17 protein-coding genes are annotated in these 18,179 nt (G+C 63.2%); 13 read left to right on the forward strand and 4 right to left on the reverse strand.

The window, feature by feature from the left end; all coding sequences use genetic code 11:
* The 5 genes from QM467_RS16010 to alaS all read left to right on the forward strand — a co-directional run.
* Window positions 1-188, forward strand: a 188-nt coding sequence (locus QM467_RS16010; RefSeq protein ID WP_283367344.1) for an FG-GAP repeat domain-containing protein, incomplete at its 5' end; no start/stop codon positions are given.
* Window positions 189-403: 215 nt separating this feature from the next.
* Complete coding sequence (locus tag QM467_RS16015; protein ID WP_283367345.1) at window positions 404-697, forward strand: transposase; 294 nt, start codon at window positions 404-406, stop codon at window positions 695-697.
* An 8-nt stretch (window positions 698-705) separates the two neighbouring features.
* Window positions 706-1,227 carry an IS3 family transposase gene (locus QM467_RS16020; RefSeq protein ID WP_283367346.1) on the forward strand — a complete coding sequence of 174 codons (522 nt, stop codon included), beginning with the start codon at window positions 706-708 and terminating at the stop codon, window positions 1,225-1,227.
* Window positions 1,228-1,451: 224 nt separating this feature from the next.
* Window positions 1,452-2,528 carry a recombinase RecA gene (recA, locus tag QM467_RS16025; RefSeq protein WP_283367347.1) on the forward strand — a complete coding sequence of 359 codons (1,077 nt, stop codon included), beginning with the start codon at window positions 1,452-1,454 and terminating at the stop codon, window positions 2,526-2,528.
* Between the two features lie 236 nt (window positions 2,529-2,764).
* A complete protein-coding gene (alaS, locus tag QM467_RS16030; protein WP_283367348.1) occupies window positions 2,765-5,422 on the forward strand; it encodes an alanine--tRNA ligase in 2,658 nt (885 codons plus the stop codon).
* 37 nt (window positions 5,423-5,459) lie between these two features.
* Here alaS and QM467_RS16035 read toward each other — a convergent pair whose 3' ends face one another.
* Complete coding sequence (locus QM467_RS16035; protein ID WP_283367349.1) at window positions 5,460-6,305, reverse strand: AAA family ATPase; 846 nt, start codon at window positions 6,303-6,305, stop codon at window positions 5,460-5,462.
* A gap of 477 nt (window positions 6,306-6,782) precedes the next feature.
* Here QM467_RS16035 and QM467_RS16040 point away from each other — a divergent pair, with 477 nt between their 5' ends.
* Both QM467_RS16040 and QM467_RS16045 read left to right on the forward strand, forming a co-directional pair.
* Window positions 6,783-7,730 carry a transporter gene (locus QM467_RS16040; RefSeq protein ID WP_283367350.1) on the forward strand — a complete coding sequence of 316 codons (948 nt, stop codon included), beginning with the start codon at window positions 6,783-6,785 and terminating at the stop codon, window positions 7,728-7,730.
* Between the two features lie 229 nt (window positions 7,731-7,959).
* Complete coding sequence (locus QM467_RS16045; RefSeq protein WP_283367351.1) at window positions 7,960-9,135, forward strand: vWA domain-containing protein; 1,176 nt, start codon at window positions 7,960-7,962, stop codon at window positions 9,133-9,135.
* Window positions 9,136-9,190: 55 nt separating this feature from the next.
* Here QM467_RS16045 and QM467_RS16050 read toward each other — a convergent pair whose 3' ends face one another.
* The gene (locus QM467_RS16050; protein ID WP_283367352.1) at window positions 9,191-10,657 is read right to left on the reverse strand and encodes a tetratricopeptide repeat protein; all 1,467 of its coding nucleotides are present in this window, start codon (window positions 10,655-10,657) and stop codon (window positions 9,191-9,193) included.
* Window positions 10,658-10,867: 210 nt separating this feature from the next.
* On the opposite strand from QM467_RS16050, the gene QM467_RS16055 reads away from it, so the two are divergent.
* From QM467_RS16055 to QM467_RS16065, 3 genes are all read left to right on the forward strand, one after another.
* A complete protein-coding gene (locus tag QM467_RS16055; protein ID WP_283367353.1) occupies window positions 10,868-11,365 on the forward strand; it encodes a SixA phosphatase family protein in 498 nt (165 codons plus the stop codon).
* A 258-nt stretch (window positions 11,366-11,623) separates the two neighbouring features.
* Window positions 11,624-13,126, forward strand: coding sequence for a YcjX family protein (locus QM467_RS16060; RefSeq protein ID WP_283367354.1), 1,503 nt, complete (start codon window positions 11,624-11,626; stop codon window positions 13,124-13,126).
* Window positions 13,123-14,184, forward strand: coding sequence for a YcjF family protein (locus QM467_RS16065; protein ID WP_283367355.1), 1,062 nt, complete (start codon window positions 13,123-13,125; stop codon window positions 14,182-14,184). Before QM467_RS16060 ends, QM467_RS16065 begins: the two co-directional genes overlap by 4 nt.
* Here the strand turns inward: QM467_RS16065 and QM467_RS16070 are convergent.
* Both QM467_RS16070 and QM467_RS16075 read right to left on the reverse strand, forming a co-directional pair.
* Window positions 14,175-14,495, reverse strand: coding sequence for a 2Fe-2S iron-sulfur cluster-binding protein (locus tag QM467_RS16070; RefSeq protein ID WP_283367356.1), 321 nt, complete (start codon window positions 14,493-14,495; stop codon window positions 14,175-14,177). The two genes, QM467_RS16065 and QM467_RS16070, sit on opposite strands and share 10 nt — an antisense overlap.
* A 146-nt stretch (window positions 14,496-14,641) precedes the next feature.
* Complete coding sequence (locus QM467_RS16075; RefSeq protein ID WP_283367357.1) at window positions 14,642-14,950, reverse strand: DUF3572 domain-containing protein; 309 nt, start codon at window positions 14,948-14,950, stop codon at window positions 14,642-14,644.
* Window positions 14,951-15,075: 125 nt separating this feature from the next.
* Between QM467_RS16075 and QM467_RS16080 the strand changes: the two genes are divergently transcribed.
* The 3 genes from QM467_RS16080 to QM467_RS16090 are packed head-to-tail and all read left to right on the forward strand — an operon-like array spanning window position 15,076 to window position 18,112.
* Window positions 15,076-15,447: a response regulator gene (locus QM467_RS16080; RefSeq protein ID WP_283367358.1), complete on the forward strand. Its 372-nt coding sequence runs from the start codon at window positions 15,076-15,078 to the stop codon at window positions 15,445-15,447.
* Between the two features lie 38 nt (window positions 15,448-15,485).
* On the forward strand, window positions 15,486-16,853 hold the full coding sequence (locus QM467_RS16085) for a PleD family two-component system response regulator (RefSeq protein ID WP_283367359.1): 1,368 nt from the start codon (window positions 15,486-15,488) through the stop codon (window positions 16,851-16,853).
* Window positions 16,854-16,888: 35 nt separating this feature from the next.
* Window positions 16,889-18,112 (forward strand): GNAT family N-acetyltransferase, encoded by a 1,224-nt coding sequence (locus QM467_RS16090; RefSeq protein ID WP_283367360.1) that lies wholly within the window; start codon window positions 16,889-16,891, stop codon window positions 18,110-18,112.
* Window positions 18,113-18,179 lie beyond the last annotated feature (67 nt).

The following is an 18,179-nucleotide window of genomic DNA, read 5'->3' on the forward strand; positions in this document are numbered from 1 at the left end:
AGGTCGCCGACTTCAATGGCGATGGAAAGGCTGACGTTCTCTGGCGCAACACCAACGGCGCGCTCTACGACTGGACAATGAACGGTTCGCAAATCGAGTCCAGCCAGCCAATCACCTACCAAGGCGCGGCGGTTAACCTGGGCGGCTGGCACATGCTTGCCACGCCGACAAACCAGGCGTTCGGCTGAGTTGCCTGTGCTCAGAGCCACATTGCCCGCCAAAGCTAATGTCGGCATTGTTGTCGACATGATCGTCTCGTTAAACCCACTCGGATTGGCATAGACGAGCGTTTCTTTCAACGTCGCGTTGTAGAGCCAGCCAACTGAGCACCTCCCCGAAAATTGGACACTGACGGAAGCTACGATCTGATGTTTGCTGGTCTCCAAAGACGAGGAGATCAGACATGTCGAAGCGCAGAAACCATGACGCCGCGTTTAAGGCGCGCGTCGCCCTGGAAGCCTTGAAGGGCGAGAAGACCGCATCCGAACTGGCGACGGCTTACGGCGTGCATCCCACCATGATCCACCAGTGGAAGAAGGCGCTGCTCGAAGGGGCGACCGACATTTTCGAACGTGGGGCCAAGAAGAAGGCCGAGATCGACGAGGGCGCCGTCCGGGACCTGCATGCCAAGATCGGGGAGCTGGCGGTCGCCAACGATTTTTTGTCCAGAAAGCTCAAACCCTGGACCGGGAAGTGAGGCGCGGCATGATCGAGCCTGACCATCCAGCGCTATCGATCGGCATTCAGTGTCGCCTGCTGTCGATCTCGCGGTCATCGTTCTACTACGAGCCGCAGGGCGAGACGGAGCTGAACCTCGCTTTGATGCTGCTTATCGACAAACAGTTCCTGGAGACGCCGTTCTACGGCGTCCAGCAGATGACCTGGCATTTGCAGAATGAAGGCCATCCGGTGAATGTGAAGCGCATCCGGCGGCTCATGCGCTTGATGGGGCTGATGCCGATCTACCAGAAGCCGAACACCAGCAAGCCAGCGAAGGGACACAAGACCTATCCCTACTTGTTGCGGGGCCTGCGGATCGAGCGCCCAAATCAGGTCTGGTGCGCCGACATCACCTATCTACCGATGAAGCGAGGCTTTCTTTATCTGATCGCCATCATGGACTGGCACACGCGCAAGGTGCTGACCTGGCGGATAGCCCTTCCCCCTCAGCCATCACTCACCTTAAAGCTCGCCAAAGCACAGCCAGAGTCCGATCGGGACCGATAGATGAATACGGCGCCTGAGACAGCCAGCCGTTGCAAAATTTTCTCAAGTGGGAATGCCTCCCCATAGTCCGCCTACTCCTGCTGGACCGTGGTATTTTTTTGAGGAATCACTTTACCCCAGGTCAGAACAAAAAAAGAACTTGCGGGCCGGAACAAATCGCGTACATTGACGCAATACAAGTTCATTGCATCTGCGCCGCCAGCCGTGCCAAAAGGATAGAGCCCATGTCGCAAGCGAATCTCCGCCTCGTGGAAGGAACCTCCGTGGACAAGACCAAGGCTCTAGACGCCGCCCTGGCACAGATTGAACGCGCCTTCGGCAAGGGTTCGATCATGCGGCTCGGCAAAAACCAGCCGGCAACGGAAATCGAAACCATTTCCACCGGTTCGCTCGGACTTGACATCGCCCTTGGCGTCGGCGGTTTGCCGAGGGGCCGCATCGTTGAGATCTACGGACCGGAATCCTCGGGCAAGACGACGCTCGCGCTCCACACGATCGCCGAGGCGCAGAAAAGCGGCGGCGTCTGCGCCTTCGTCGACGCGGAACACGCCCTCGACCCGGTTTACGCCCGCAAGCTTGGCGTCCACCTTGACGATCTGCTGGTTTCCCAGCCCGATACCGGCGAACAGGCGCTTGAGATCACCGATACGCTGGTCCGCTCTGGCTCCGTCGACGTTCTGGTCATCGATTCCGTCGCGGCTCTGGTGCCGCGCGCCGAAATCGAAGGCGAAATGGGCGAAGTCCAGCCCGGCCTGCAGGCCCGCCTGATGAGCCAGGCCCTGCGCAAGCTCACCGCCTCGATCTCCAAATCGAGGACCATGGTGATCTTCATCAACCAGATCCGCATGAAGATCGGCGTGATGTACGGCTCGCCGGAAACCACCACTGGCGGCAATGCGCTGAAATTCTATGCCTCGGTGCGTCTCGACATCCGCCGCATCGGCGCGATCAAGGACCGCGAGGAGGTCACCGGCAACCAGACCCGCGTCAAGGTCGTCAAGAACAAGGTGGCGCCGCCATTCAAACAGGTCGAATTCGACATCATGTATGGCGAAGGCGTCTCGAAATTCGGCGAATTGGTCGATCTCGGCGTGAAGGCCGGCGTGGTTGAGAAGTCCGGCGCATGGTTCTCCTTCGATAGCCAGCGCCTGGGCCAGGGCCGCGAAAACGCTAAAAGCTTTCTGAAAGCCAATCCCGAAACGGCGGCGCGTATCGAACAGACCATCCGGGAAAACGCCGGCCTGATCGCCGAGCGCATTCTCGAAAATATCGACCCAGCCGCTGAAGACAGCGACTCCTGACGCCAGCCTCGCGGCCGCTTTCCCAAACAATCGGTGAGAAGCAAAAAATATCGGAGATCGACGGCCTCGCCGCCGTCCTCCGCCCATATCGGCGCGACCGACCGTTTAAGGATTATATGCCGACTACTCTCGACAGGCCCTTGACCTATCTATAGATAAAGCCGCCCGCCTCGCAGCAGGACTGCGCGTGAATTTCGGGAGCCTGAGCGAGGCCAAGCGGAGAGTCGAGAGCATCCATGAGCGGCGTCAACGAAATCCGGTCCACTTTTCTCGATTATTTCGCCAAGAACGGTCACACCACCGTCGAATCTTCTTCCTTGGTCCCCCGCAACGATCCGACATTGATGTTCACCAATGCCGGGATGGTGCCGTTCAAGAATCTCTTCACGGGCGCCGAGAAGCGGGACTATACCCGCGCCGCCTCCGCGCAGAAATGCGTCCGCGCCGGCGGCAAGCACAATGATCTCGACAATGTCGGCTACACAGCACGACATCACACTTTTTTCGAGATGCTCGGAAACTTCTCCTTTGGAGATTATTTCAAGGAGCAGGCGATCGTCCTGGCCTGGAACCTGATCATCAAGGAATTCGGCCTTCCCAAGGATCGGCTGCTCGTCACCGTCTATCACGACGACGACGAAGCTTTCTGCCTCTGGAAAAAGATCGCCGGCTTCTCCGACGACCGCATCATCCGCATCGCGTCGAGCGACAATTTCTGGTCGATGGGCGAAACCGGCCCCTGCGGCCCCTGCTCCGAGATCTTCTACGATCAGGGCGAAGCCCTTCGCGGCGGCCCGCCCGGCAGCCCGGATGAGGACGGCGACCGTTTCCTCGAATTCTGGAACCTCGTCTTCATGCAGTTCGAACAGGTCGCGCCGGGCCAGCGGGTTCCGCTCCCGCGGCCGTCGATCGACACCGGCATGGGCCTGGAGCGCATCGCCGCCCTGATGCAGGGCGTCCATTCGAATTTTGAAATCGACTTGTTCCGCGCCCTCATCCGCGCCGTCGCGGACGCCACCGGCGTCGAACCGGACGGCCCGATGCAGGCGAGCCACCGCATCATCGCCGATCATTTGCGCGCCTCGGCTTTCCTGGTCGCGGACGGCGTGCTGCCAGCCAACGAAGGCCGCGGCTATGTCCTGCGCCGGATCATGCGCCGCGCCATGCGCCACGCCCAGATGCTCGGCGCGCGCGATCCGCTGATGTGGCGTCTTGTCCCGGCGCTGGTGCGGGAAATGGGCGCCGCCTATCCGGAATTGTCCCGCGCCCAGCCGCTCATTGAGGAGACCCTCAAGCTCGAAGAAACCCGGTTCCGCACCACGCTGGCGCGCGGTCTCGCGATCCTGGACGAGGAGACCCGCGACCTCATCGAGGGCCAGAGCCTGTCGGGCGATGTCGCCTTCAAGCTTTACGACACCTATGGCTTCCCGCTCGATCTGACGCAGGAAGCGCTGCGCGCCCGCAAGATCGGCGTGGACAAGACCGCCTTCGACGCCGCCATGGAGCGCCAGCGCGCCGAAGCGCGCAAGGCCTGGACGGGTTCCGGCGACGCGGCGACCGAAACGGTCTGGTTCGCGATCAAGGACAAGGTCGGCGCGACCGACTTCCTCGGCTATGAGACCGAGTCGGCCGAAGGCGTGGTGGTCGCCCTGGTGCGCGACGGCGTCGAACGGGATGCGCTCAAGACCGGCGAAAAAGGCCTCGTCATCCTCAATCAGACGCCGTTCTACGCGGAGTCAGGCGGCCAGGTTGGCGACACTGGCGTCCTTCACGCCGGCGAAACCCGACTGCGCGTCGAAAACACCGTCAAGAAGGTCGGTGATCTTTTCATTCACGAAGTCGTCGTGGAGCGCGGCGAGGTCAGGCGCGACATGGCGCTTCAGCTCGATGTCGATCACGAACGCCGGAGCGCGATCCGCGCCAACCATTCCGCCACCCATCTCCTGCATGAAGCCCTGCGCGAAGTGCTCGGCGACCATGTTGCGCAAAAAGGCTCTCTCGTCGCCGCCGACCGGCTGCGCTTCGATTTCGCCCATCCGAAGCCCGTCACCGATCAGGAGCTGGCGCAGGTCGAAGATATCGCCAATCGCGTCATCCTTGAGAACGCGGCGGTCTCGACGCGCCTGATGGAGGTCGATCAGGCGATCGAATCGGGCGCGAAAGCCCTCTTCGGCGAAAAATACGGCGACGAAGTCCGTGTCGTCTCCATGGGCGGCGGCGCCCGTCGCGCTTTCTCGGTCGAACTTTGCGGTGGCGTTCATGTTTCCCGCACGGGCGACATCGGCCTGGTGTCGATCGTCGGCCGCAGCGCGGTCGCCGCCGGCGTCCAGCGCATCGAAGCCAAGACCGCCGCTTCCGCGCGCCATCATTTGAATTCCGAGGCGCGGGTCCTTCGCGATCTGTCCGGATTGCTGCGCGCGCCAGTCGAGGACGCCGCCGACCGCCTTGCCGCGCTGCTTGAGGAACGCAAGAAGCTCGAACGCGAACTGACCGAGGCGCGCAAGAAGCTCGCCATGGGCGGCGGAGGAGGAAACGCCGAAGAGCCGGTGCGTCAGGTCGCGGGCGTCAAGCTCTTTGCGCGCGCTATTTCCGGCGTGGAGATGAAGGATCTCAAATCGCTCGCCGACGAGGCGAAGCAGTCGATCGGCTCCGGCATCGTGGCCATCATCGGAGTCGCCGAAGACGGCCGCGCTGGCGTCGTCGTCGCCGTGACGCCGGATCTGACGACGAAATTCAACGCAGTCGACTTCGTGCGCCTCGCGTCCGAAAAGCTCGGCGGCAAGGGCGGCGGCGGCCGGCCCGACATGGCGCAGGCGGGCGGCCCCGATGGCGCCGCAGCGGACCAAGCGCTCGCGGCCATCGCCGAACTGCTGGAGCAGCGCGCCGCATCCTGAACCGGGTCAGGCCGCGCCGGCGGCCTGACTTAATGGCTCAGCGGTTTTCCCGGCGATGCAGGAACGCCAGCCGCTCGAACATGTGGACGTCCTGCTCGTTCTTGAGCAGGGCGCCGTGGAGCGGCGGAATCAGCCTGGACGCGTCGCTTTCGCGCAATTGTTCGGGCGTGATGTCCTCGCTGAGAAGCAGCTTCAGCCAATCCAGCAATTCCGAAGTCGAAGGCTTCTTTTTGAGGCCAGGAACCTCGCGCATCTGGAAGAACAGTCTCAACGCCTCTTCGATCAGGCTTTTCTTCAGATCCGGGAAATGGGCGGCGATGATCGCCTCCATCGTCGGCTTGTCCGGAAACTTGATGTAGTGGAAAAAGCAGCGCCGCAGGAACGCGTCGGGCAATTCCTTTTCGTTGTTCGAGGTGATGATGACGAGCGGCCGTTTCTTCGCGCGGATCGTTTCGCCCGTCTCGTAGACGTGGAACTCCATCCGGTCGAGCTCCAGCAGCAGATCGTTCGGGAATTCGATATCAGCCTTGTCGATCTCGTCGATCAGCAGCACCAGAGGCTCATCCGCGACGAAAGCCTCCCAGACCTTGCCGCGCTTGATGTAGTTTCCGATCTCGCTGACGCGGGGGTCGCCCAGCTGTGAATCGCGCAGGCGCGACACGGCGTCATATTCATAAAGACCCTGCTGCGCCTTGGTGGTCGACTTGATGTGCCAGGTCAGCAAACGCGCGGATAAAGCGCTTGCGACCTCTTCGGCGAGGACCGTCTTGCCCGTCCCCGGCTCGCCCTTCACGAGCAGCGGACGCTCGAGGGTCACGGCGGCGTTCACCGCCACCTGAAGGTCCTTGGTCGCGACATAGGTTTTAGAACCACTGAAACGCATGCTTTTTCCGGGCCTTTCCCTGGCGGTCCGCCCCGCGCAGAAGACGTGGGCGAACGGCGGATTTCACGCAATGTGGCGCCGCAACAGGCAAGGGGCAAGCATTGGGCGACAAATCACGCGAATCGAAATGACCGCTTTGTGAGCATTTCTGGGCGTCGAACCAGTGGGGGTCCGCGCCATATTGCGCTGCAAAATCCTACCTAAGTCGGAAGTCGTGTATTTTCTGTAGGTTAGGCAGACCTCCGAACCATCCCAAAATGTGACATTTCTACAACTCGCGGAATCCGATTGCGCCAAAAAGGCGGAAACGTGGCGGGTGTGGCTGCGCGGACCTTTCTTTCCATTTTCCCAATCGACTATTGTAGAGGCCTCGGATGTCCCGTGCTGAATTATTGAAGCCAAGGCTGAATAGGCGCCACGGGAACGAAGTAAAGAGTTTGTTAACACTGAACTGAAGCCCTCGGGAGGGGTATTCAAATGAACATTAAGGCTAAACTTCTCGGCGCCGCGATGGGCGCTCTCGGCCTCTGCGGCCTGAGCTCCGCCGCCCTCGCCGGCTCGACCAACCCGCCCGGCGAGCGCGCCGGTCTCGACCTGGCGACCCCGCTGCCGGAAGGCATCTATTTCGTCAACATCACCGGCGTCGGCAACTGGCGCGACGCGGTGCCGGGCGCCGATTCGAACTTCTCCTACAACGTTCCGATTGTCGCCTGGTCGACCCCCTGGAACATCCTCGGCGGCCACATCCAGCTGCTCGTCGCCGCTCCGGAAATTCTCGCCGGCGAAAACTATCGCAATCCGCTCGCCATCGGCGGCCGCAGCACCTTCTATGCCCAGACCATCTACAACCCCTTCGTCGCCGGCCAGATCGCCTGGAACTTCGGCAACGGGTTCAGCGCTTCGCTGTTGTCGGGCGCCTATATCGGCATCAGCAACGCCGGCACCTTCGACAACGCCTTCAATCACACCACCTTCCACGAGCAGTTGGCCTTGGCCTATCATGGCGGCGGCTGGAATGCGACCGCCAACCTGATGGTCGGCTTCCTGACCGACCAGGGTTCTTGCTCTGCCTTCGGCATTGTCCCGAGCTGCCAGAACAACGACTATTTCAACTATGACCTCGCCCTGACCCACACCTTCGGCAAGTGGGAAGTTGGTATGGTGGGCTATGGCTCGACCGACTTCGGCGGCTATGGCGCGGGCTTCAATAACTCCGGCATCTACCATCAGGCCTATGCCAACCAGTCCCAGTTCGCCCTCGGCGGCCTGATCGGCTATAACTTCGGCCCGGTGATCACCCAGTTCATCGTCTCGACCGACGTTTACACCCAGAACTACAACAACAAGCAGACCCAGTTCCTGGCTCACGTCATCGTCCCGCTGTGGGCGCCGGAAGCCCCGAAGGCCGTCGTCGCCAAGTACTGATCATCTGATCAGTCTGGCCGATCTTCGGAACGGATCAAAAATATCGCCGACGATGGTTCGCCATCGTCGGCTTTTTTGTGCGCCGTATCGTTCGCAAGTCCATTTTCGGAGCGCGGCTTCCCCCTGCCCTGTTCATCCTGTAGCTTCCCCATGTTGGCTCCGGTTCGACGCCGGCAATCGCGTTGAACGGCCTTCGACGAATTTCGGACTGCCGGAAGGCCCGGGCCCCATGCTGATCAATTTTTTCGCCGCGCTGCGCGAAGCGCAGATTCCGGTCTCTCTGCGCGAATATCTCACCCTGTGCGAGGCGCTCTCCGTCGATCTGGCCGAGAAATCGGTCGAGGAATTCTATTTTCTCGCGCGCGCCTGCCTGGTGAAGGACGAGCGCAATCTCGACAAGTTCGACCGTGTGTTCGGCCAGACTTTCAAGGGGCTCGAGTCGGGGGCCGATCTGGCCGAAAAGGCCGCGATCCCGGAAGAATGGCTCAAGAAGCTGGCGGAGAAATTCCTCACCGACGAGGAGAAGAAACAGATCGAGGCGCTCGGCTGGGACAAGCTGATGGAGACGCTGAAAAAGCGTCTCGAAGAGCAGAAGGAACGTCATCAGGGCGGCGGCAAATGGATTGGCGCCGCCGGAACCTCGCCCTTCGGCGCCTATGGCTATAATCCGGAGGGCGTCCGCATCGGCCAGGACGGCAACCGCAATTTCCGTGCGGTCAAGGTCTGGGACAAGCGCGAATTCAAGGATCTCGACGGCGACGAAGAACTGGGGCCGCGCAATATCAAGATCGCCCTGCGCCGCCTGAGGAAACTCGCCCGCACCGGCGCCGCCGAGGAACTGGACCTCGAAGGTACGATCGGCGCGACAGCGCGGCAGGGCTTTCTCGACGTGAAATTGCGGCCTGAACGGCGCAACGCCGTCAAGGTGCTGCTGCTGCTCGACATCGGCGGCTCAATGGACTGGCATATTCAGCAGGTCGAAGGCCTCTTCGCCGCCGCCCGCAGCGAATTCAAGCATCTCGAACATTTTTACTTCCACAACTGCCTTTACGAAGGCGTCTGGAAGAACAACCAGCGCCGGCATTCGGAGCGAATGGCGACCTGGGACCTGCTCCACACTTTTCCGCATGATTACAAGCTCATCCTGGTCGGCGACGCCGCGATGAGTCCCTATGAGATCATGACGGAGGGCGGTTCTGTCGAGCATTATAATGCGGAAGCCGGCAAGGTCTGGCTCGAACGCGCGCTGCAATGCTGGCCTCATGCGGTCTGGCTCAACCCAACGCCCGAGGAGCATTGGCGTTACACGCAATCCATCGGGATGATCCAGAGGATCATGGAAAACCGCATGTACCCCCTCACCCTGCAAGGAATTGAGGGCGCGATGAAGGAATTGACGCGTTAGAACGGCGCGGGAAACCCGCGCCGCGACAGATGTTCACTTCAGCGCGTCGTCCCGATCATTTGCCGTCGGTCGCCGGCGCTGGCTTCGGGGCCGAATCCGATCCGGTTTCCGGTTTGGGCTGGTCGGCCGCGTCCGGCTTGGCTGGCTCCGGGGCTGGCGACGCCGGCTCGGCCGCAGGCGCATCGGCTTTCGTCGGGGCGGGCTCAGCCGAGGCAGGCGCGGGTGAGGCAGGCGCGGGTGAGGCTTTCGGCGGGGCGCCTCCATCCAGCCTGATCACGGGAGAGGGCCTGGACGCGGGCGCGGACTCGACCGCCGGCGCGGGCTCCGCAGACGCAGGCGCAGAAGCGGGTTTGGCCGCCGGGGCCGGGTCCGCTTTCGGCTCGTGCGCCGCGGGCTTGGGAATTTCGACGCCCGCCGCCTTCAACACGGCGGCGGCCTGAATATATTCGATGAAATTCTTCGGGCAGATCTCAACCGCCTTGCGCAAGAAGGCCAGACCTTCGTCCCTGGCGTTCTTGGCCAGACGCTCGGCGCCGATATAGAATTGCGCCTCGCATTGGTCGCCGGGCGTTTTCGCCGCCGCGAGCGTGTTCTGGAGGTCGAGAGCGCCGAGGTCATATTGCGCGACGGGCCAGGGCCAGGCGCCCTGCGTGAATTTCGTCGAATAGCGCTGCAATTCCGCTTTGCCTTCCGCTCCGCCTTTGGCCAGGAACAGCCAGAGACCCGGATAGGCGTTCTTGGGGTCGATCTTCAAGGCCAGTTTGAACTCCTCGATCGCCCTGGCCTTGTCGCCCTTGACCTCAAAAGCGACGCCGCGATTGAAATGGGCGAAGGCGTTGTTCGGCGAGAGTTCGATAGCGCGGCCGTAATCCGCGAGCGCCGCGTCATATTGCCCCTTGGCGAGATAAGCGCCGCCGCGTTCGATTAAGGACGCGGCGCCATTGCCGCTCAGTTTGATCGCCTTGTCATAATCCGCCAGCGCCTTGTCTGCCTCGCCTCTTGCCAGCAGGACATTGCCGCGATCGGAAAAGAGCGCTGCGTTGTTCCCGCCGAATTCGACCGCCTTGTCATAATCGGCCAGAGCGCGGTCGCCGTCTCCCTTGTCCTGATGGATCATGCCGCGGGCCTGGAACGCGACGGCGTTTTTGCCGTCCAACTCGATCGCCTTGTCGCAATCTGCCAGCGCCTTGTCTTGCTCGCCGAGCTTTTTCAGCGCGAAACAGCGATTGGAATAGGCCCAGGCGATTTCCTGTCCCTTCCATTTTCCCGAATCAATCAGCTTGCCGCAGGCCTGGACCCGCGCCTTGGCGGCGACCCTGCCGTCGGAATTGGCGCAGGCGTCCGCTTCCGGCGACTTCGGCGCCGTCTTGAACGACGGCGTCACGCGCGGAGTCATGAACTGATTGAGGGGATCCGACTGAAAATCAGGGGCGCCGCCCTCCGGAGTCGCGCTTTGCGCGAATGCTGGCCCGGCAAGGGCCAGAGCGCCGGCCACGGCCAGAAGCCAATCGGCAAGTTTCATTTTTTTCTCCCGCAGAGTCTGGCGCGACGCCGATTCGAGGCCTTCCCGCGCAGAAGCGTTAGCTTATAGCCCACCAACGAAAAAGCCGAAAATGCATCGCCAAAACGTGAGCGGTCCCGCTCCCTTGGAACGATCCGCCCTCAAACCCGGCGCCGGCGGGCGCGTGGACACCATTTCCAGTCTGTCAAAAAGCCGTGCTAACTTGGCCTTATGCGCCGCCTCATCCTCTTCCGCCATTCCGAAGCCGTCCATTCCTCCAGATACCGCGACCATGAAAGGCCGCTGACCGATGCTGGCCGCAAGGACGCCGCGCATGCAGGCGCGCGTCTGGCGGAGTTGAACCTGCCAGTCGATCTTGTCCTGCTCTCGGACTCACAGCGGACGCGCGAAACCTGGGAAATCGCCGGGCCGCATCTGGCGAACGCGCCCGGGAGTCGGCTCGAAAAGAGCCTCTATGAAGCCGAGCGCCACCATCTGATGGATCTGGCGCGCGCGCAGCCGGACTCGGTCAAATGCTTAATCCTTGTCGGGCATAATCCCTCCATCGCGGAATTTGCGGCGCATTTCGCCGGAAGCGGCGAACGCGAGGCGCTCAAGCGTCTCGGCAAGGGCTTCCCGCCCGGCGGGATCGCCATTTTCGATATCGAGGATGCGGAATGGCGGAAATTGCGCTGGGGCGACGGAACCCTGACCCATTTCCTCGCCTGAGGGCGCAGCAAACCTCAATCTCACCGTAAACTTTTTGTAAATTATGTTTTTAAAACATTTATTTACCACGTTTTTTTCAGTATTTGCGCGAGCGACGTAGCGCGAAACTTGCGCTAGATCGCACAATCCATTGTTTTACAATAATTTTTTTACTTCACGCATCGCTGCGCCAAGAAATCGACGCGCGCCGGCTACCGCTCGGCCCATTCGTGATTAAATGATCGGCAAGGGTTCAGCTCGAATCCGCCGGAGCCCGCCTTGTCCGCCCTGACCGATTTTTTCAGCGAGGCGCGCAACAGCGCCGCCAGTCTTGCTGATGTCTTTTCCCGCGGCCGCGGGATGCGGCTGGGCGTCACCGGCCTGTCACGCGCCGGCAAGACCGTCTTCATCACCGCCCTCGCCCAGCAACTCACCACTCTGGCGCACGCCGCCGCCGAAGGCCGCAAGAATCCGCTCCCCGTGTTCCGCCTCGCCGCCGAGGGCCGCCTGTTTTCCGGACGGCTGGAGCCGCAGCCCGACGACCATATCGCCCGCTTCGCCTTCGAGGACCATGTCGCCGCGCTGACCGGCTCAGACCCTTCGGGCGCCGACCGGCACTGGCCGCAATCGACCCGCCAGATCTCGGAACTGCGGCTGACGCTGGATTTCGAGCGCCGCGAAGGCTTTCGGCCTGGCCCGTCGCAATTCACCATCGATATTGTCGATTATCCGGGCGAATGGCTGCTCGATTTGCCGCTGCTGGAGAAATCCTATCGCGAATGGTCGCACGAGACGTTCGAGACCAGCGCGGCCGCCGCGCGCGCGCCGCTCGCCGCCGAATGGCGCGGCTTTTCCGCCGGTCTCGACCCGGCCGGACCTGAGGACGAGCTTCTCGCGCGGCGGGCGACGGAATTATTCACGGCCTATCTGCGGGCCGCGCGCTCCGACGCCTATGCCTTGTCCACCCTGCCGCCGGGGCGCTTCCTGATGCCGGGCGACCTCGAAGGCTCGCCCGCGCTCACCTTCGCGCCGCTGCCGCTGGCCGAGGGGGCGGAAATCGCCTCGGGCACGCTGGCGGCGATGATGGACCGGCGCTACGAGGCCTATAAAAGCCATGTCGTGAAGCCGTTCTTCCGCGATCATTTCTCGCGACTGGACCGCCAGATCGTACTGGTGGACGCCCTCGCAGCGCTCAATTCCGGGCCAGCCGCCCTGCGCGACCTGCAACATGCGCTTAACGACGTGCTCGCCGCCTTTCGCGTGGGGCGCGGCAATGCGCTGACGCGGCTGCTCCGCCCGAAGATCGACAAGATTCTCGTCGCCGCGACCAAGGCCGATCATCTGCACCACCTCAGCCACGACCGGCTGGAGGCCATTTTGCGGCAATTGACAGCGCGCGCCATTTCCCGCTCGGAATTTTCCGGCGCGAAAGTGGACGTCATCGCGCTGGCCGCCGTCCGGGCGACCCGGGAGGCCGCCGTGCGGCGGGGGCGCGAGACCATCGACGCCATCGTCGGCGTGCCGCTCGCCGGGGAAACGCTCGACGGCCAGACGTTCGACGGCGTCGCCGAGGCGGCGATCTTTCCCGGCCAATTGCCCGTCGATCCGCGCGAGGCTTTTCGCGGCGACGCCCTGGCGCTGGCGGAGGGCGACGCGGATTACCGCTTCCTGCGCTTCCGTCCGCCCGTTCCCTCCTTCAACCCCGATGGCGCCCCCCTGCCCGCGCCCCATATCAGGCTGGATCGCGCCTGCCAGTTCCTGTTTGGAGACCGGCTGTCATGAGTGACCGGCCCAAATCACGCCCCCGCGCCTTCCGCCTCGACGAGCTTGCCCCCGGCCAGAAGCGCGATTTCCTGCTGGAAGAGCGGCCCGACGCCTTCGAGGCCGAAGCGGCGCTGCTGGTCGGCGACGCCGCCGAACAGGCCGCGGAAGAGGCCCAGGCGCGCGGCTTCCTGCGCCGCACGGCCTTCAGCTGGGGCGGGCTGCTGCTCTCCTCGCTCGGCGGTCTCGCCGCCTTTTCCTTCGGGCTCTGGCTAGACCAGCTGGTCGAATCCCTGTTCGCGCGGTCCGCGGCGCTCGGCGCGCTCGGCCTCGGCCTTGCAGGCCTTGCCATTCTGGCCATTTTGGCGCTGATCAGCCGCGAAATGCTGGCCATCTTCCGCCAGCGCAAGATCGCGCTGCTGCACAAGGCGCTGGCGCTGGCGCATGAGACCGACGACCGCGAACTGGCGCGGGAAAAAATCGGCGAGCTCGCCGCCCTCTACGAAGGCCGGCCGGAAACGTCAGGCGCCCGCCTGCATCTCGGCGAGCTGCGCAAGGACATTGTGGACGGCCGCGATCTGATCGACATCGCCGAACGGCGATTAATGCCCGCGCTCGATTCCGCCGCGCAGCAAGAGATCGCCTCGACCGCCAAGCGCGTGTCGCTGGTCGCCGCGATCAGCCCGCGCGCCGCGATCGACATGATTTTCGTCGCCGCCATGGCGCTGCGCCTGATCCGGCGCATCTCCGAAATCTATGGCGGACGCCCCGGAATGCTGGGGGCGTGGCGGCTGGCGCGCGCCGTGGGCGCCCATCTCGCCATCACCGGCGGCATGGCGCTCGGGGACGGGCTGGCCCAGCAGATCATAGGACACGGTCTCGCGGCGAAAATCTCGGCGCGTCTCGGCGAGGGCGTCCTGAACGGCACCCTGACGGCGCGCATCGGCCTCTCGGCCATGTCGGTCTGCCGCCCCATGCCCTTCCTGTCGGAAAAACAGCCGGGCCTGCGCGACGTCGCGCCCTTCCTGTTCAGCGATTCGGGAAAAAGCGGCTCAGCCGCTCCCGAACGTCAGCCCTGACGGTCGGGCGTCTCGACGACGAGGCCATCGAGCGCCTCGGTGATCGTGATCTGGCAGGACAGGCGCGAATTGGGGCGCGGGTCCACCGCGAAATCCAGCATATCGGTTTCCATCGGGCTGGCCGCCGGCAATTTGTCGAACCATTCCGGCGCGACATAGACGTGGCAGGTGGCGCAGGCGCAGGCCCCGCCACATTCGCCGAGGATTTCATCAATGCCGATCTTGACGGCCGTTTCCATCACCGTCATGCCCGGTTCCGCTTCAGCCTCGCGCCTCTCGCCGGTGGAGCTGACATAGACGACCTTGACCATAGAACAATTCCCGAATCTGGCGCTCCCGCGCCGCGTGCTGCGCCCTTCTAATCAGGATTGCCCTGTTTTGCCACCTTTGAGGGCGACAAAAATCGCGGCCTCCGGCCATCAATTCGCCGGTTTTACGCGCGTCTTGCGCCGATGGATCAGTCGAACTCGCCCGAGCTCGGCGGGTTGAGGGTCAAAAAGGCCGCGCCCACGGTCTCGGGGGCGTAGCCGCTGGCCGCCGCAAAATCCAGCAGGCTTCTCTCGTCGCCGGCGAGAAAGGTCAGGACGCCGGCCAGAAAGCCGGGCTGGCTTGCCGCCGCGCGCAAATGGCCGAGGTCGAGCCCGGACAGCGCGAGAAAGCGCGACAGGCGCTCGGGGTCGCCGGCGATATGGCTCAGCCCGGCGATCGCGATCTTTTCCGCGTCGTCGCGGTCGATTTTTCGGGGGACAGGAGGACGCAAAACCAAACGGGACCTTCCATTCGTTCAATACCCTCAATACGTTCGGCGCAAATTTTCCATTCGTCAATTTATGTCGCTTAAACATGTAAGAATCGGCCGTGAAAATCGCGTCCGAGGCCTGGCGGGGTGAAATGAAAAAAACGGTCCTCATCGTCGAAGACAATGAGCTGAACATGAAGCTCTTCAACGACCTGTTGGAGGCGCATGGCTATACGACGGTGCAGACCAAGAGCGGCGTCGAGGCGGTCGGCCTCGCGCGCAGCCATCGTCCGAACCTCATCCTGATGGACATCCAGCTGCCGGAGGTCTCGGGCCTCCAGGTGACGCAATGGCTGAAGGACGACCCCGAGCTGGCCCATATCCCGGTGGTCGCGATCACCGCCTTCGCCATGAAGGGCGACGAGGAAAAGATCCGGCAGGGCGGCTGCGAGGCCTATTTGTCGAAACCGATCTCAGTCGTGAAATTTTTGGAAACGGTTCGCAACTATATTCGCGATAATTGACCGCGGCGCTTGACGAAGCGCAGTGAAAGGACCGGCCCATGACGGCCCGCGTATTGGTGGTTGACGATCTCCTGCCCAATCTCAAGCTGCTGGAAGCGCGGCTGACAGCGGAATATTTCGACGTCGTCACCGCCACCAACGGGCCTGACGCGCTGAAGATCTGTGAGCGCGGCGAATGCGACATCGTTTTGCTCGACGTGATGATGCCAGGCATGGACGGCTTTGAAGTCTGCCGCAAGCTCAAGGCCAATCCCGCGACACTGCATTTGCCGGTCGTGATGGTCACGGCGCTCGACCAGACGGCGGACCGCGTGCGCGGCCTCGAAGCCGGCGCCGACGACTTCCTGACCAAGCCGATCGACGAAATCGCCCTGATCGCCCGCGTCCGCTCGCTGTCGCGGCTGAAATTCGTGGTCGATGAATTGCGCACCCGCGCGGCGACCTCGGCCAATCTCGGCGTCACCGACGCCACGCGCCACACGCTCGACGACGGTCTGGGCGGGCGCATCCTGCTGGTCGACGACCGCACCAATTCCGCGCAGCGGATCTGCGCCGCCCTGCGCGGCCCCTATGAGGTCGACGTCAATATTGACGCGCATGAATCGCTGTTCCGCGCGACCGAACAGGATTACCAGGTCGTGATCGTCAGCCTCGGCCTCGCCCGGTTCGACGGCCTGCGCCTGTGCAGCCAGTTGCGCTCGGTCGACCGCACCCGCCACACGCCGCTGCTGATTCTGGCCGATCTCGAAGACCGCCAGCGCATCCTGCGCGGCCTCGATCTCGGCGTGAACGATTATCTCATCCGTCCGGTCGACAAGAACGAAATCCTCGCCCGCGTGCGGACCCAGGTGCGCCACAAGCGCTATGCCGACAGCCTGCGCTCCAGCCTGCAGGCGGTGATGGAGCTGGCGGTGGTCGATCCCCTCACCGGGCTCAACAACCGCCGCTATCTCGAATCCCATCTCGCCGCGCTGCTGGATCAGGCCGCCCTGCGTGGGCGTTCCGTTTCGGTGATGATCCTCGACATCGATCATTTCAAGCACGTCAATGACGGTCACGGCCACGACGTCGGCGACCAGGTGCTGAAGGGCTTCGCCGCGCGGGTAAAACGCTCGGTGCGCGGCTCCGACCTGATGTGCCGGCTCGGCGGCGAGGAATTCGTGGTCGTGATGCCCGACACCAATCTGGCGACGGCGGAGCTGGTGGCCGAGCGTATTCGCTCGTCGGTCGCTGGAACGCCCTTCCCGCTCGAAGGCAGCGCGCAGTCGATTCCGATCACCGTCTCGATCGGGCTCGCCGAATCGCCGGGCGTGGAAATCCCCGCCGCCTTCCTCAAGCGGGCGGATCAGGCGCTCTATCTCTCGAAGAACAGCGGCCGCAACCGCGTCACCGCGGCGGCGGCGTAAGAACGGCTTTCCGGGAAAAAGACGCGACGAACCGGATGACGCTGGATTGCGCGGCCAATCCGCGCGATGATCGCGCCGCAATGAAATCCGTGCCCTTTCGCATTCGTCAGGTTGAGCGCATCGAGTCCATTCCGGCTTCGGACTGGGACGCCTGCGCCAATCCCCCCGCTTCCGACGCCGAGGCGGGCGAGCGGTTCAACCCCTTCCTGACCCACGCATTTCTCGCCGCGCTGGAGACAACCGGCAGCGTCGGCAAGGGCGCGGGCTGGCATCCGGCCCATGTGCTGGTGGAGACGCCGGAAGGCCGCCTCGCCGCTTGCGCCCCGGTCTATCTCAAGACCCATTCGATGGGCGAATATGTGTTCGACCATGGCCTCGCCGAGGCTTTCGAGCGCGTCGGCGGGCGCTATTATCCCAAGGCGCAGGTCGCCGTGCCCTTCACCCCCGTCCAGGGCCATCGCCTGCTGGTCGCGGCGGACGCGCCGCCGGGCGCGCGCGAGGCGCTGGCGCTGGGCCTGCGCGCGCTGCGCGAGACGATGGAACTGTCCTCGCTGCACGTCACCTTTCCCGATTCCGCCGATCAGGCCTTTCTCGAAAAATCGGGCTTCATCCCGCGCAAGGGCCACCAGTTCCACTTTTTCAATCGCGGCTACCGGAGCTTCGACGATTTCCTGGCCGCGCTGTCGTCGCGCAAGCGCAAGGCGATCCGCAAGGAGCGAGCCGAGGTCCAGGCCGCCGGCCTGACCATCGAATGGGTGACCGGCAGCGACCTGACCGAGGCGCATTGGGACGCCTTCTACGCCTTCTACATGGACACCGGCGCCCGCAAATGGGGGCGGCCCTATCTCACCCGCGCCTTTTTCTCGGCGCTCGGCGCGAAGCTTGCGGATCGCGTGCTGCTGGTGGTCGCGCGGCGCGAGGGGCGGATGATCGCCGGGGCGCTCAATCTCATCGGCGACGATGCGCTCTATGGCCGCAACTGGGGCGCTCTGGAACATCTCCCCTGTCTGCATTTCGAGCTTTGCTATTATCAGGCGATTGAATTCGCCATCGCGCGCGGGCTGAAGCGCGTCGAGGCCGGGGCGCAGGGCGAGCACAAGTTTTCGCGCGGCTATGAAGCCGTGGCGACCTGGTCGGCGCATGAATTCGCCGACCCGCGCCTCGCCCGCGCGGCGCAGGAGTTTTTCGCCCGCGAGGCGCGGGCCGTGGACGCCATCCTCGCCGATTACGCCGAGAACGCGCCGTTCAAAAAGGAATGAGGCAAGGAAATGATACCCGGCCTTGACCTGAAACGAAGGCTTATCTTGACCTGAAACGAAGGCTTGG

The sequence above is a fragment of the Rhodoblastus sp. 17X3 genome, from assembly GCF_030056575.1.
Lineage (GTDB): Bacteria > Pseudomonadota > Alphaproteobacteria > Rhizobiales > Beijerinckiaceae > Rhodoblastus.